The organism is Cytobacillus sp. C11.1, from assembly GCF_058145115.1.
The window spans coordinates 1,284,257-1,298,406 of record NZ_CM176935.1; the positions used below are offsets into that span (position 1 = coordinate 1,284,257).

Genomic DNA, 14,150 nt, shown 5'->3' on the forward strand with positions numbered 1-14,150 from the left:
GCCAATTAGAGAGAGTTGCCGCTTTGAGCGTGCAGCTTTTTTTGTTTGGTAAAAAGGCTGTTTATCTCTCTTTTTTAGTAAATAATCCTTTCTTTTGGTACCTGTAAAAAACGGTCATGTAATCTCCTACTATTTACATATATTACGGGAATCGAACTGATCCTTCTTACTTATTTTTCCTTTTTGTAAAGGTAGTCTAGTGAAAAAGGTAGAATAAACAACTTCGTATCAAATATTCAATTTATTTTAAATTATCAGATTAATAGGAGGGGACGTATGAAGAAAAAATCTTTGCTTGCAGCAAGTCTTGCATTTTTTTTAGCAGGGGTACCACTTGTGTCTGCACACGATGAGCTATCTGATGAAGGGGATGGCAAGTGGCAGGATGTTGAAGGGTATGAGCAAGTGAACCCAGTTACAGTCATTGAAGGCGGAAAGAATGTTGGGAATCTGAAAGAAGTAGCAGCCGTTCCATGGACCGGGCTCGACGGGGTGAATAACAGGACAGCGGATGTATATGCTCATAAAGGATTTGCCTATGTGGCGACAAAAGCACAAAACTCAACAGGGGTTAGGGTTTTTGATATGAAGGATCCGTCCAGCCCGGTTGAAGTCTCTGCATTTGCGGATGATCTTCCGGGAACCTGGCAGGAAAAGGTCGTAGTCAAATCAGTAAGTACTCCTTATTTTAAAGGGGATCTTGCAGCGGTGTCCGTTCAGCAATGGAGCCGGAATACCGTTAGGGGAGGAACCGTTTTATATGATGTTTCCGACCCGTTATCTCCAAAGAAGCTGGGTTTCTGGGAGCTGCCGGAATCCGTAACAGGAACTCATGAGCTTTATTTGACTACTCAAGGAAACAGAACCCTGCTGCTGACAGCTAACTCCAATGCCAATTACTATTCCCAGGGTGAAGCACAGGATTTTGTTATTCTCGATGTGACAGATCCGACAAATCCAACTCCGGTGTATGAGTGGGATCCCTCTGAACTTGAATCCACTTATAGCGGAGCATATTTTAAAGACCGTGATGGTGTGAATAGAAGAGCATTTGCCCACAGTGTGATGACAGATGCTACCGGGAACTATGCCTATGTTTCATTTTGGGATATGGGAACATTGATTTTTGATATTTCCTCGCCTGAAAATGCCGAGCTTATCGGCAGGACAAGCTTTGAGCGGAATGTTCAGGGAGCAGCCCACTCTGTTGCTCTCGCCAAGGGCGGCACAGTGTTAATAGAGAATAGAGAGGTGTTCAATCCAGATCCTAGTGACCCAGGGTTTGAAAGAGGATGGGGCTATGTCCGCCTGTATGATATTAAGGACAAGAGCAATCCTGTGCTGATTGGGGATTACCGCTCCTTTAACTCAGCGACGCAAATTAAAGCTGGTGAAAGGGCAGCCGGGCGCTATACTGTCCATGACCCGAAAGTGGTAGGCAATACCCTTTATCTATCCCATTATTCTGACGGTGTCCGAATGGTGGATATAACAGACCCTGCAAAACCGGTAGAAATCGGATCCTATGTTCCTAAAAACGCAGATATTTGGGGAGTGTTTGTGGACCGCAACTATATTCTCGCTTCTGATATGCAGTCAGGTTTAAAGGTTGTCCAGAAAAATAATGGCGGGTCTGCGGAATAAAGGAAGTCTTTTAAATGGACTTTGATTCGCTTTATTACTAATAAAGGCTTTATTGGTAAAATCGCAGTTCGAATGGTATATTCACCGTGCAAATGCTGAAAAATTGATGCGACGCGAAGTGACCGATATATTGGAAAACTGACCGATAAAATCAAAATCTGACCGATATATTGAAAAAGTGACCGAAAAAATTAAAATCTGACCGATAAAGCTGAGATTGTGGCCGATATATCCCAACTAATCAAAAAGAAACACCTGTTCAAGCTGGAATTCCTATTGGATAGAGAATTTTGATTCTAAATGGAATAAGAGCAGGAAAGATTTTTAAAAAATTTGTCAGTATTGCAGTTAAATTGAGGAAACAACAAAGCGAAAAATCGTTTTAGGAGGCCTATACATGTTCAAAAGAAAAACAATATTTATCTTTGTTTTATTGTTAGCCATGTTAATTCCAAGTCTTTCTTTTGCGGATAATCTTACACCGCCGAAATCGAGCAACAGTCAGATCATCCATCAAAGCTTCAGTTCAGAAACCTTGGGGCGGGATTATAATTACAACATCTATTTGCCAAGTGAATATAAAAATTCCGGGGAAGACTATCCAGTCCTGTATCTCCTTCATGGATCCGGCGGAAATGAGAATAACTGGGTTGAAAGCGGGAATGTGAAGGAAACAGCTGATAAGTTGATCAATAAAGGGGTTATTCCTCCATCGATTATTGTCATGCCAGGCAGCAAAAGCTGGTGGGTTGATGGCCATAATGAAGCGGCTGAAACTGCATTCATGAATGACTTAATCCCTCATATTGATGAAACCTGGAGAACGGTTGAGGAAAAAGAAGGCCGGTTAATTGCTGGTCTATCAGCAGGCGGATACGGAACCGTTAACTTTGTTTTAAAATATCCTGAAATGTTTGCTGCCGGTGCGGCTTTAAGCCCTGCGGTTTATGTACCGGAGCCGCCAAGCCACTCATCAGGAAGAACGCATCCTACCTTCCAAAAGGATGGCCAATTCGACCCTGCGAAATGGGAAGAATTGAACTACACACAATACATTGATGATTACAAAGCAGGCGGTCACAAGGTTCCGCTTTACATTAACTCCGGTGATCATGACACATTTGATATTGCTTACCACGCTGCGGTGCTTTACCAGAGCTTAAGAGAACACCAGAAAGAATTAGTGGAGTTCAGAGTGGTAGATGGCGATCATGAATGGAAAGTCTGGAGAGAATCCTTGCCTGAAGCGATGGAGTACATGTATCAATTTGTAGAGCAGTAAAATAGAAGGGTGCTGGCCAAGGCTAGTACCCTTTTCCTTTGATCACAGCCCAGTAACTTCCAATTGAGTGGTATTGACACAATCCTTTTTTTCTGAAATAATAGTAAACAATTAAATACTGGTACCTTTAATTCAGTCCCGTGAGGCTGACAAGGACAGCGGAATTATGATAATCATTGGGTGAGGTGTATCCTGCCCAGGGGTTCTTCATGAGGAAAAAGGCTTCTTGTCGGAAAACGGCGAGAAGCCTTTTTCTTTTCCACCGTCTATTAATATCGAAGAAATCCTTCGGTACCAGTTTCAAAAAACGAATGGAGGAATTGGTATGAAGAAAGTAGATTTGGATTTTTCGTTAGAGGCGGTACCTCAGGGGCATCGCAGCGGTTTTTGGAAAATGCTTGTGGTGATGCTGGGACTGACCTTCTTCTCGGCAAGCATGTGGTCAGGCGGAACACTTGGAACAGGGTTAACCTTCATGCAATTTATCGGAATCGTCTTGGCAGGTAACTTAATCTTAGGTGCTTATACAGGAGCACTTGCTTATATTGCGGCAAAAACAGGTTTATCAACGCATTTGCTTACCCGTTATGCTTTTGGTGAAAAAGGCTCTTATCTTTCTTCCTTCCTGCTGGCTGCTACACAGGTTGGCTGGTTTGGCGTAGGGGTTGCTATGTTTGCTCTTCCGGTTCAAAAGGTAACAGGGCTTGATGCCAATATGCTGATTTTAGTGGCAGGACTTTTAATGACAGCAACGGCCTTCTTCGGAATGAAGGCACTGGCAATTCTCAGCTTTATCGCAGTACCGTTAATCACCATTCTGGGAAGCTTCTCAGTCTTTAAGGCAACTGAAACAGCAGGCGGTTTGGAAGGCCTTATGCAATATCAGCCGACTGAAGCGATTGGGCTTGCAGCAGCATTAACGATCTGTGTCGGATCTTTTATCAGCGCAGGGACATTGACTCCGGATTTTGCACGCTTTTCAAATACAAAACGTACAGCGGTGGTTTCAACCGTGATTGCCTTCTTTATTGGAAACTCTGTCATGTTCATCTTTGGAGCAATCGGGGCAATCGCAACAGGACAGTCTGATATTTCAGAGGTTATGTTCATCCAAAAATTGATCCTCCCAGCGATTCTGGTTCTTGGATTAAACATCTGGACGACAAACGATAATGCACTATATGCATCAGGACTAGGGTTTGCCAGCATTTTAAAAATCTCAAAAAGTAAGGTTGTCATCTTCAACGGAATCGTAGGAACGATTGCAGCCATGTGGTTATATAACAACTTTGTTGGCTTCCTGACCATTCTCGGCTCAACACTGCCATCTATCGGAGCGATCATTTTGGCAGATTACTTCATTGTAAATCGCGGAGAATATAAGAATTTTGCAGACATGAAATTTAAAGCTGTCAATTGGGTGGCTATCGTTGCCTGGGCCGCTGGAGTAGCCATTGCGAATCTAGTACCGGGAATTCCGCCGGTTAACGCGCTGTTAGGTTCAGCCATCACGTTTGTACTGGTTTCAAAAGCGGCTGCCGGGTTACAGGTTAAGAATACAGTCAGAGAAGGTGAGCTAAGAAGTGATTATTAAAAACGCAAAGCTTAGAGGCAAAGAAGGCTTATGGAATATAGCGATACAGGATGGAAAAATTCAAGACATTTCAAAAGATGAAGTGGAGGGAGCAGGACAGGAAATCCTCGATGCAGAGGGTTCCCTTGTCTCTGCACCTTTTATCGAGCCGCATATCCATCTGGACACAACCCTGACGGCGGGTGAGCCGGAGTGGAATCAGAGCGGAACTTTGTTTGAAGGCATCCAAAGATGGGCGCAGAGAAAAGAAACACTGACGCATGAAGATGTAAAAACGAGAGCGAAAACGGCCTTGAAGTGGCAAATGGCACAGGGAATCCAGCATGTCCGCACACATGTGGATGTAACGGATCCGAGCTTAACGGCATTAAAAGCACTTTTGGAAGTAAAGGAAGAAATGTCTTCCTATGTAGACTTGCAGCTGGTCGCTTTTCCGCAGGAGGGAATCAATTCCTACCCGAGCGGAGCTGAGCTGCTGGAGGAATCGCTGAAAATGGGAGCTGATGTTGTTGGCGGCATCCCGCATTTTGAGTTCACAAGAGAATACGGCGTTTCCTCCATGAAAACAGCTTTTGACCTGGCTGAAAAATATGACCGCCTTGTTGACATCCATTGTGATGAAATCGATGATGAGCAATCCCGGTTTGTGGAGGTTGTCGCTGCGGAAGCCTATGAACGCGGATTAGGCAATCGGGTAACCGCCAGCCATACAACGGCAATGGGTTCATATAATGATGCATACACGTATAAATTGTTCAGGCTGTTAAAGCTATCAAATATTAACTTTGTGGCCAACCCGCTCGTGAACATCCACCTGCAGGGTCGCTTTGATACGTATCCAAAACGCAGAGGGATTACGAGGGTGAAAGAATTGCTGGAAGCCGGGCTAAACGTAAGCTTTGGTCATGATGATATCTTTGATCCTTGGTATCCGCTGGGGACGGGCAATATGCTGCAGGTCTTGCACATGGGCATCCACGTTACGCAATTAATGGGCTACGAGCAAATCGTAAACTCATTTGATTTGATTACTGATAATAGTGCTAAGACATTGAATATTGAAGACAACTACGGAATTGAAGTCGGAAAGCCAGCTAACCTGATCGTGCTGGATGCTGAGAATGAATATGAAGCGATTCGCAAGCAGGCGGCTGTACGGTATTCCATTCGAAATGGCAAAGTGATTGCGGAAACAAAACCGAGTGCCACTGCCATTCATCTGGGGGAAACAGCGGAAACAGTTGATTTTAGAAAATAGAGGATTGAAGGACTAGCTCTTCTGAGGAGCTAGTTTTTTTATTAGGGAAAAGTTTGATTGAATCACTTTGTTGAATATTTAAAGATTAGGATAAATTATATATTATTTGTAAGAAATTTCTATATAATAGATTAAGGAAAGAGCATACAAAGGGATGGAGGAGAGACATTCAATGTCCAATGATCATGATGTTTTATTAGATAACGGAAAACAAAATGATTCAAAAATAAAAATCGAACGGAAAGAGGGAGAACCGACTCCAGCGTTCAAAGGGGCATCCTGGGGAGCATTGCTGGTAGGTGTTACAGCTTATCTCATCGGCTTGTTTAACGCATCCATGCAATTGAACGAAAAAGGCTATTATTTTGCCGTTTTAGTGTTCGGACTCTATGCAGCCGTGTCTTTACAAAAAGCAGTAAGAGATAAAGAGGAAGGAATCCCCGTAACAGGCATTTATTATGGAATTAGCTGGTTTGCCCTTATCGTATCCATTTCATTGATGGCCATCGGCTTATACAATGCAGGAAGTATTGTTTTAAGCGAAAAAGGGTTTTATGCGATGTCATTTATTCTTAGTTTATTTGCTGCTGTAACGGTTCAGAAGAATATTCGGGATACGCAGAGGGCGAAGGAAAGAGGCTGAGTTATCTTCTGTTAATTTAACGCGGATAATCTTGAAGAAGTAATTTGTCTATGGAAAGACAGGTTCTTTCCTCTATTTTGACATTGCTAATAAAGAAAAAGGGTGTCCCATAAGTATAGCTTTGGGGCACCTTTTTCGATCGGTAATACCTCTATAATATTTGGCCTGTTGATTTCCGCTACAGGGACTCAGCGACATAAGCGGTCCGAAGCTCCGCGGTGCATTCACAGCCATATAGTCAAGACAGACGCCATCAACCATTAGGGATTCAATCAAACGTTTGATTGAATAGATCAATCTGGATTAGGAGAGCTAAATCTAGAAAAATATGACCATTCTTAAAAAAGCTGTTTTTTCTATCGAAAACAGGGTAACTAACAAATAAGTGTTACAAATCTTTCACCAAAATCTCATTTCTGTAAAAATATTTTAACAAATTTGTAAAAATTCTTTGCGTAAAGCGAAATTTCATACTTTCAGCCATTTTTATTGAAAGCGTCTAGACCCTTTGCAATTTCAGGGTTTGGGCGCTATTTTATTGCTTTTTAAAAAGTTGGCACGAGTCTTGCATCTATAATAAATGTACAATCGTGAAGCTTGAGGGGGTGTAGAGTAATGAATGATCTAATGAACTATTTTATAGAGAATCAGGCTTCGATATGGGCTTATAGTGCAGAGCATCTTCAGCTTGTTGGGCTTTCTGTTTTTATCGCAATTGCCATTGGCCTGCCGCTTGGCATTTATCTGACGACGAATGAGGAGCTGGCCGAGACGGTCTTGCAGGTAGCAAATGTTATTATGACCGTTCCGAGTATTGCCCTTTTTGGGATTATGATTCCGATTTTATCCATTATTAATCAGGGGATAGGGTTTGTGCCGGCAGTAATCGCCCTTATTTTGTATTCGCAATTGCCGATTATCCGTAATACATATGTAGCCATCAATAACGTCGATCCCAATATTCGTGATGCCGCCATTGGACTGGGAATGAGCACGATGCAGCGCCTTCTGCGGGTTGAGATTCCCAATGCCCTTCCTATTATTATGGCAGGTGTTAGGCAGGCTGTGGTCATGAATATCGGAATCGGCGCCATTGCAGCGTTTATTGGAGCTGGCGGCCTTGGTGTGCTGATCAATCAGGGTATTTCCAGATCCAATACAACAATGGTATTGGCCGGCGCCATCGCGATTTCCATCCTGGCTATTGTGACGGATGGCTTGCTGGGGGTTCTTCAGAAACGGATGACGCCAAAAGGGTTTCAACAATAATAAATGATGTTCAAAAGGCCGGAATAGCTTTCGAGATTTTCTCCTCCTTTTTGAACACAAATTACAAGTAAGATGAGGTGAGAGCATGATTAAATTTGATGGAGTCACTAAAGTGTATGGCGATAAGGTGAAAGCCGTTGATAATGTAAGCTTTGATGTTCCTGAAGGGAATATTGTCGTCTTTCTGGGGCCTTCAGGCTGCGGAAAAACGACGACATTACGAATGGTAAATAGGCTGGAGTCGATTACAGAGGGGAAGATTTTTGTAAATGGAACAGATGTCAATTCCCTGAATCAAATTGAGCTCAGACGGAATGTTGGCTATGTCATCCAGCATAATGGCCTGTTCCCCAATATGACGATTGAAGACAATGTGATGGCAGTCCCTAATTTAATTGGCTGGGACCGTAAGAAAAAAGCAGATCGGTATAACTATTTAATGGACCTTGTAGGGTTAAATCCTGATGAGTACCGCAAGAGATACCCGCACGAGCTCTCAGGAGGGCAGCAGCAAAGGGTGGGGATTGCCCGTGCCATGGCCGCAGACCCGCCTGTTATGTTAATGGACGAACCATTTGGAGCATTGGATCCGGTGATTCGCTCCCGCATTCAAAATGAATTTTTGCAAATTCAGCAGGAAGTGAAAAAGACGATTCTGTTTGTCAGCCATGATATTGATGAAGCGATTAAAATGGGCGATGGCATTGCGATTTTCAAGGATGGACAGCTGATGCAGTATGATTCTCCAAGCGAGCTGCTAGCGCGTCCGAAGAATGAATTTGTCCGTGAATTTGTCGGACAGGATCGGGCGCTTAAAAGCTTAAGTCTTCATACCGTAAAGGATTTGGTTTCAGAGCGGATGCTGAGAAAAGTGGACGGACTGCAGAAGCATAATAAAAAGACGATTACGGTCGAAACGAATTTACGGGATGCCTTATCCATTCTCCTGAACCAGGAGGCCGATCAATTGGTTGTGCAGGCAAACAACAAGCTGATCGGTGCCATGCAGATTGATGATGTAGAGGCATACTTGCATCACCATATTAAATAGGGGAGAGATAGCATGAACAATAAACGCTTAGTTTCTTTTATCATCAAGCTCGCTCTCTTTACGATGGTTATGAGCTTTATTGCCTGGTCCTTTAAATCAGGTTATTACCAGCTAATCTTTGATGATTCAGAGGGATTTATTTTTCTATTAAAACAGCATATCAATATGGTGGCTTTGTCTTCATTCCTGGCCATTGTGCTGGCGATTCCGATGGGCATATTGGTCACAAGACCGAAATTTCAAAAGCTTCAATGGCTATTTATGAATACAGCAAACCTCGGACAGACCATTCCCAGCCTGGCTATTCTGGCACTGGCGATGACCTGGATGGGAATCGGCTTTAAGCCTGCGGTTTTTGCCCTGTTTCTATATTCTTTATTGCCAATCTTAAGAAATACGGTGGCTGGGATTAAGTCGATTGATCCAGATCTGCTGGATGCTGCGAAAGGAATTGGCTATACACCAGCACAAATACTTTTAAAAATTGAATTGCCAAACGCTGCTTATCCCATTATGGCAGGGATCCGAACAGCAGTTGTCATTAATATCGGAACGGCTGCTTTAGCTTATTTAGTAGGAGGCGGCGGACTGGGTGACTGGATTTTCACTGGAATCATGATGAGGGACAACTCTTATCTGTTATCCGGTGCCATCCCGGTTACACTGCTTGCTCTTTTTGCCGATCAGCTGATAAGAGTGGCTGAGAAACTGATTGTTTCAAAAGGATTGAGGCAATCGGTAACAGTCTCAGATTAAGACTATATTAGGGGGATAACCAAAATGAAAAAGATTTTATCATTTGCCGTAATAGTAACGTTATTGCTGTCGCTGCTAGCCGCATGCAGCAGCGAATCAGATTCATCTGCTTCTGCTACTGACAAAAAACTTGTCGTTGGAGCAAAAAACTTCACGGAACAATTTGTTCTTTCTAAAATCCTTGCAATTTACTTAAAGGAAAATGGTTACGAAATCGAAGAGAAAAGCAATATGGCAAGCCAGGTTGTCCGCCAGGCTTTGGAAAATAAACAGGTAGACCTTTATTGGGAATATACTGGAACGAGTCTTGTAACTTATAACAAGCTTGATCCGATTTCAGATTCAGTGAAAGCCTATGAAAAGGTAAAAGAAGTTGACAAGGAAAACGGGATTGTGTGGCTTGATCCATCTTCAGTCAATAACACATACACGCTAATGATGAAGGAAGGCAAAGCGAGTGAGCTTGGAATTCAGTCTATTAGTGATTTGGCCGATTATTTAAATGCTGGCAAGAATTTATCTTTAGGAACAGATGCTGAATTCGCGACTAGACCGGATGGAGTTAAAGGCGTGGAAAAGGCATATGGATTTAAATTTGGTTCTTCCAATCTGAAGAAGATGGACGTTGGTCTTTTCTATCAGGCACTAAGGGATGGGCAGGTTGATGTGGCAACAGGCTTTGCTACTGATAGCCGCATCAAAGCGTTTAAGCTCGTAAACCTTGAGGATGACAAGCAATTTTTCCCTGCCTATAATGCTGCTATCACGATTCATGAGGAAACTATTGAAAAATATCCTGAATTGGAAGAGCTGCTGAAGCCATTAGCGGAAAAACTGGACACTGAAACAATGACAGACTTAAACTATCAAGTTGATATTGAGGAAAAAAGCGAAACAGAAGTTGCGAGAGCGTGGCTTACTGAGAATGGTTTAATTGAAGAATAAGACAGCAGGGAGGAAACTGAAAAGGTTTCCTCCTTTTTAATAGATTCTACTAAGTTCTTCCTTTATATTGGATGCCCCCCCATGAGCCAAAGTGTATGGTATAAAGGTAATAGAAAATTCCTTCCTTTTAGAAAGGGGAAATCGATGAAACGGCTTTTTCCATCACGACTAACCAAAAGATTCCTATATTTAACGACAGTCATTATTTTTATTCCTATCCTGATCATCTTTATTTTTGCTGTCACTTCGTCAAGAGACATTATTAAAGAACAGACAGAGAATCAAGCTATACAGGTCACGAAAGTCATGTCAGAAAAGACAAGTGATTTATTTAATTTTAAAATTCAGCTGCTGGAGAATATCGCTGATAATAGACGGCAATATGGCGAAAAAGGGACATTGGAAGAGTTTTTGACCAAATTGGCGGTGAACGATCCCTTTTTTAAAAGAATCCACATGATCAATGAGAATGGAAGAATTGAATATAATGCTCCTTTTCAGGAAGCGGATGCCAAGCTTAGCGCTGCCGAGGAAGAGTTATATGAGGAGCTTACATGGCGGCGCAGCTCATTTGTAGCCGATTCAATGGAAGAAATGAACGGCGAGCCAACCTTATTAATTCTTGTTCCTTTTCAAGCAGATGAAGCTGGGGAAGTGAAAGGAGGATTGATTGCATACGTCAGCCTTGTTTATCTGCAAAAGTATTTTACGCAAAATGTAATCGGTGATTCCGGCCATAGTTTTCTTTTTAGCCAGGATGGGAAGGTCTTGTTTGATACAAATGATTTCAGCAAATCGGGCAGTCCTCTTGAGGACTATTCGTTTTCGCGGGAAGCCGTTTTGGACCGGACCGGGGTGTACAGGGGAGAACTTTGGGGTGAAGAATCTTTAGTGGCCTATAATCCCATAGACCGCCTGCCTTTTTACACAGCTACTTCCATTCCGCTGGAAGAGGCAGATGCCGTTATTTCTTCCTTGAAAAATATATTATTGCAGGGATTCATCCTGATTTTCTTAGCCGCGCTGACACTGCTTGTTTTCGGTATACGCTGGATCATAAAGCCGATTAAAACTCTTACAAATGAGGCGGCCAGCTATGCCCGGGGCGGAGAGTGGTTTGCTCCTGTTTTGGAGAAAGAAGATGAAATTAAGACATTGTCCAGTACGATGAAATATATGGCGGAAAGTCTGAAATCCCACGAGCGTCATTTGCAGCTTATACTAGAGTCGTTTCCTTTTGGAGTTATTGCCATTAATCCTGAAGGGTTCATTACCTCCATGAATACAACGGCAAAAGACCTGCTTAACGCCACCAATAAAGATTTAACCGGAAAATCAATCTCGGTCCTGCCGCAGTTTTTCAGAGATCATTTTGAACATTGCAAGCATGTTTCCAGGAAATTTGATGGCCTTGAAGATGATTTTACGTTTGAAAATGAATTTGGCAAAAAGATTATCAAGCAGTCAAGCTCGCCTTTACTGGATGAAAAACATGAAGTGATTGGTGTGCTCACAACCTTTTGGGATGTGACAAAAATCAGGCAGCTTGAAAAGCATATTCAACGCTCTGAGCAGCTCGTTGCTATCGGCCAAATGACGGCCGGGCTTGCTCACGAAGTGAAAAATCCGCTCGGAACAGTCCAGCTGGCCAGTGATTTAATCGCGAGCGAAATAAAAGATCTTGCTGTTTCAGCAGAGGATGGGGATGCTTCGGTTGAGATTATCTCTGAAGCAGCGAAGGATATCCAGGACGAAATTCAGCGTCTGGACCTCCTCGTTAGGAGATTTCTGCAGTTTAGCCGGGAGAATAAGAAGGATGAATCCGTATTTAACATCAAAACATTAGCCGCTGAAACGTTACAGCTTTTATCCCACCAGTTCAGGAAAAAGCAAATCAATGCCACCATGGAGGCTGAAGGGGAAGAGTATTTCGTTAAAGGCGACAGAAATCAGATGATTCAAGCTTTCATCAATATTTTTATTAATAGTATAGAAGCGGTCTCCCAGCATGGGCAGGTCTCCGTTGCGATGAGAGAAGCGAATCATGGTACGATTGAAATAGAAATGAAGGATGATGGGATCGGAATTCCCCAGCAAAAGATCAAGCGGATCTTTAATCCGTTCTTTTCGACCAAACAAGAAGGCACGGGGCTGGGATTATGGATTACCCATGATATCATCTCTTCCCATAATGGTCATATCGAAGTTGAAAGTGAGATGGGTGAAGGGACAACCTTCCTGATTTCTTTGAAAAAGCATGAGAAAGGCGATTCACAATGAAAAAGACGATTTTGTTAGTTGAAGACAATGAGAAATTCCGCCGTCTGACAAAGCTGACCCTAAAAAAGGAAGGCTACGATGTCATCGAAGCGGAGACAGGGAAATTGGCTGAAGAGCTGATAAAGGGAAAAAGTGTCGATCTTGTTTTGCTGGATTTTCTCCTGCCCGATACGACAGGATTAAAACTCCTCGAAAAATGGGCGCCAAACTATCCTGATACCGCGTTTGTCGCCTGCACAGCCTACGGGGATATCGAGGATGCAGTTAAAGCCATGAAGATGGGAGCTTATGACTACTTAACAAAACCCATTAAGGCGGACGAATTAAAGGTCGTTATTGAAAGAGCCTTTGAAATGAAAAATTTAAAAAAAGAAAATAAAGAGCTGAAACAGGCTGTTCAGCAAAAATATAATCTCCATGGAATGATTGGGAAAAGTCCTAAAATGCAAGAGGTATATTCTCTGATTGAACGCGTCGCTTCTCAGGACATCACTATTTTACTGGAGGGTGAGAGTGGGACTGGGAAATCGAGATGTGCCCATGCTGTACATCTGGATAGCACACGCAGGGAAGGACCGTTCATTAAGGTGAATTGTGCAGCCATTCCCTCGAACCTTCTCGAAAGCGAATTATTTGGCTATGAAAAAGGAGCTTTTACCGGTGCGATCCGATCGCAGGAAGGGAAATGTGCAGCTGCTGATAAAGGAACTTTATTTCTGGATGAGATTGGCGAGATATCGCTTGATGTACAGGCGAAGCTTCTGCAGTTCGCACAGGATAAAACCTTTACGCCACTTGGCACTTCCAAGGAAGAATTTTCGGATGTCCGCATCATTGCGGCAACGAACCGAAATTTATGGGAAATGGTCCAAAACGGGGATTTCCGTGAGGATCTGTATTACCGGTTAAATATAATCGGGATCACACTGCCGCCGCTGCGCGAACGCACAGAGGACATCCCGCTGCTGATTGAGCAGTTTTTGGCAGAGTTTGAAGAAGAACATAACCAGAATTATTCACTATCAAAAGACCTGTTAACAAAATTAACCCAATATCCATGGCCCGGCAACATCCGGGAGCTTCAAAATGCCTTGTCAAGGGCAGCTGTCCTCTCACCAGCCGGTCAATTGCGGCTGGAGGATTTTCCGCTGGAGGTTGTAAACTACTTCTCCGGAGAGGAAGCAGATGGAACACCAGCTGCGCCGCTGGAGCTTGATGAGGACTTCTCCTTAACAGAGCATCTGGAACAGGTTGAAAAGGAAGTTATCGAAACAGCCCTCGATAGCGAAAACGGCAACCAGTCACGTGCCGCAGAAGTACTTGGCATTACCAGGCAAGGGTTATTGTATAAGATTAGAAAATATAAGATTGGTAGGGGCAGGAAGTAGAGTTTTGTACCTAGAATCTTTCCAAAATAAAAGCCCTGTT

11 protein-coding genes are annotated in these 14,150 nt (G+C 43.0%); all 11 read left to right on the plus strand.

The window, feature by feature from the left end; genetic code table 11:
- The first annotated feature begins 276 nt into the window (after positions 1-276).
- Positions 277-1,644, plus strand: a complete 1,368-nt coding sequence (locus AC3ZVC_RS06400; RefSeq protein WP_490067229.1) for an LVIVD repeat-containing protein — start codon at positions 277-279, stop codon at positions 1,642-1,644.
- Between the two features lie 397 nt (positions 1,645-2,041).
- Positions 2,042-2,926, plus strand: coding sequence for an alpha/beta hydrolase (locus AC3ZVC_RS06405; RefSeq protein WP_490067232.1), 885 nt, complete (start codon positions 2,042-2,044; stop codon positions 2,924-2,926).
- A gap of 325 nt (positions 2,927-3,251) precedes the next feature.
- Positions 3,252-4,520 (plus strand): cytosine permease, encoded by a 1,269-nt coding sequence (codB, locus tag AC3ZVC_RS06410; RefSeq protein ID WP_490067235.1) that lies wholly within the window; start codon positions 3,252-3,254, stop codon positions 4,518-4,520.
- Entirely contained in the window at positions 4,510-5,778 is a 1,269-nt protein-coding gene (locus AC3ZVC_RS06415; protein ID WP_490067237.1) for a cytosine deaminase, read from the plus strand. The genes codB and AC3ZVC_RS06415 overlap by 11 nt, the downstream gene beginning before the upstream one ends.
- Positions 5,779-5,950: 172 nt before the next feature.
- On the plus strand, positions 5,951-6,421 hold the full coding sequence (gene yiaA, locus AC3ZVC_RS06420) for an inner membrane protein YiaA (RefSeq protein ID WP_490067239.1): 471 nt from the start codon (positions 5,951-5,953) through the stop codon (positions 6,419-6,421).
- Positions 6,422-7,036: 615 nt separating this feature from the next.
- Positions 7,037-7,690: an ABC transporter permease gene (locus AC3ZVC_RS06425; protein WP_490067241.1), complete on the plus strand. Its 654-nt coding sequence runs from the start codon at positions 7,037-7,039 to the stop codon at positions 7,688-7,690.
- Between the two features lie 85 nt (positions 7,691-7,775).
- Positions 7,776-8,741, plus strand: a complete 966-nt coding sequence (locus AC3ZVC_RS06430) for an ABC transporter ATP-binding protein (RefSeq protein ID WP_490067242.1) — start codon at positions 7,776-7,778, stop codon at positions 8,739-8,741.
- Between the two features lie 12 nt (positions 8,742-8,753).
- Positions 8,754-9,497: an ABC transporter permease gene (locus tag AC3ZVC_RS06435; protein WP_490067243.1), complete on the plus strand. Its 744-nt coding sequence runs from the start codon at positions 8,754-8,756 to the stop codon at positions 9,495-9,497.
- A 24-nt stretch (positions 9,498-9,521) separates the two neighbouring features.
- Positions 9,522-10,442 (plus strand): glycine betaine ABC transporter substrate-binding protein, encoded by a 921-nt coding sequence (locus AC3ZVC_RS06440; protein WP_490067244.1) that lies wholly within the window; start codon positions 9,522-9,524, stop codon positions 10,440-10,442.
- Between the two features lie 144 nt (positions 10,443-10,586).
- On the plus strand, positions 10,587-12,722 hold the full coding sequence (locus tag AC3ZVC_RS06445) for a sensor histidine kinase (RefSeq protein ID WP_490067245.1): 2,136 nt from the start codon (positions 10,587-10,589) through the stop codon (positions 12,720-12,722).
- Positions 12,719-14,110 carry a sigma-54-dependent transcriptional regulator gene (locus AC3ZVC_RS06450; RefSeq protein WP_490067246.1) on the plus strand — a complete coding sequence of 464 codons (1,392 nt, stop codon included), beginning with the start codon at positions 12,719-12,721 and terminating at the stop codon, positions 14,108-14,110. Before AC3ZVC_RS06445 ends, AC3ZVC_RS06450 begins: the two co-directional genes overlap by 4 nt.
- Positions 14,111-14,150: the final 40 nt, after the last annotated feature.

Bases quoted from the DNA above. Each gene is read 5' to 3' on its own strand.
- AC3ZVC_RS06400 (WP_490067229.1), top strand. From the start codon at position 277: ATGAAGAAAAAATCTTTGCTTGCAGCAAGTCTTGCATTTTTTTTAGCA.
- AC3ZVC_RS06405 (WP_490067232.1), top strand. From the start codon at position 2,042: ATGTTCAAAAGAAAAACAATATTTATCTTTGTTTTATTGTTAGCCATG.
- codB (WP_490067235.1), top strand. From the start codon at position 3,252: ATGAAGAAAGTAGATTTGGATTTTTCGTTAGAGGCGGTACCTCAGGGG.
- yiaA (WP_490067239.1), top strand. From the start codon at position 5,951: ATGTCCAATGATCATGATGTTTTATTAGATAACGGAAAACAAAATGAT.
- AC3ZVC_RS06425 (WP_490067241.1), top strand. From the start codon at position 7,037: ATGAATGATCTAATGAACTATTTTATAGAGAATCAGGCTTCGATATGG.
- AC3ZVC_RS06430 (WP_490067242.1), top strand. From the start codon at position 7,776: ATGATTAAATTTGATGGAGTCACTAAAGTGTATGGCGATAAGGTGAAA.
- AC3ZVC_RS06435 (WP_490067243.1), top strand. From the start codon at position 8,754: ATGAACAATAAACGCTTAGTTTCTTTTATCATCAAGCTCGCTCTCTTT.
- AC3ZVC_RS06440 (WP_490067244.1), top strand. From the start codon at position 9,522: ATGAAAAAGATTTTATCATTTGCCGTAATAGTAACGTTATTGCTGTCG.
- AC3ZVC_RS06445 (WP_490067245.1), top strand. From the start codon at position 10,587: ATGAAACGGCTTTTTCCATCACGACTAACCAAAAGATTCCTATATTTA.
- AC3ZVC_RS06450 (WP_490067246.1), top strand. From the start codon at position 12,719: ATGAAAAAGACGATTTTGTTAGTTGAAGACAATGAGAAATTCCGCCGT.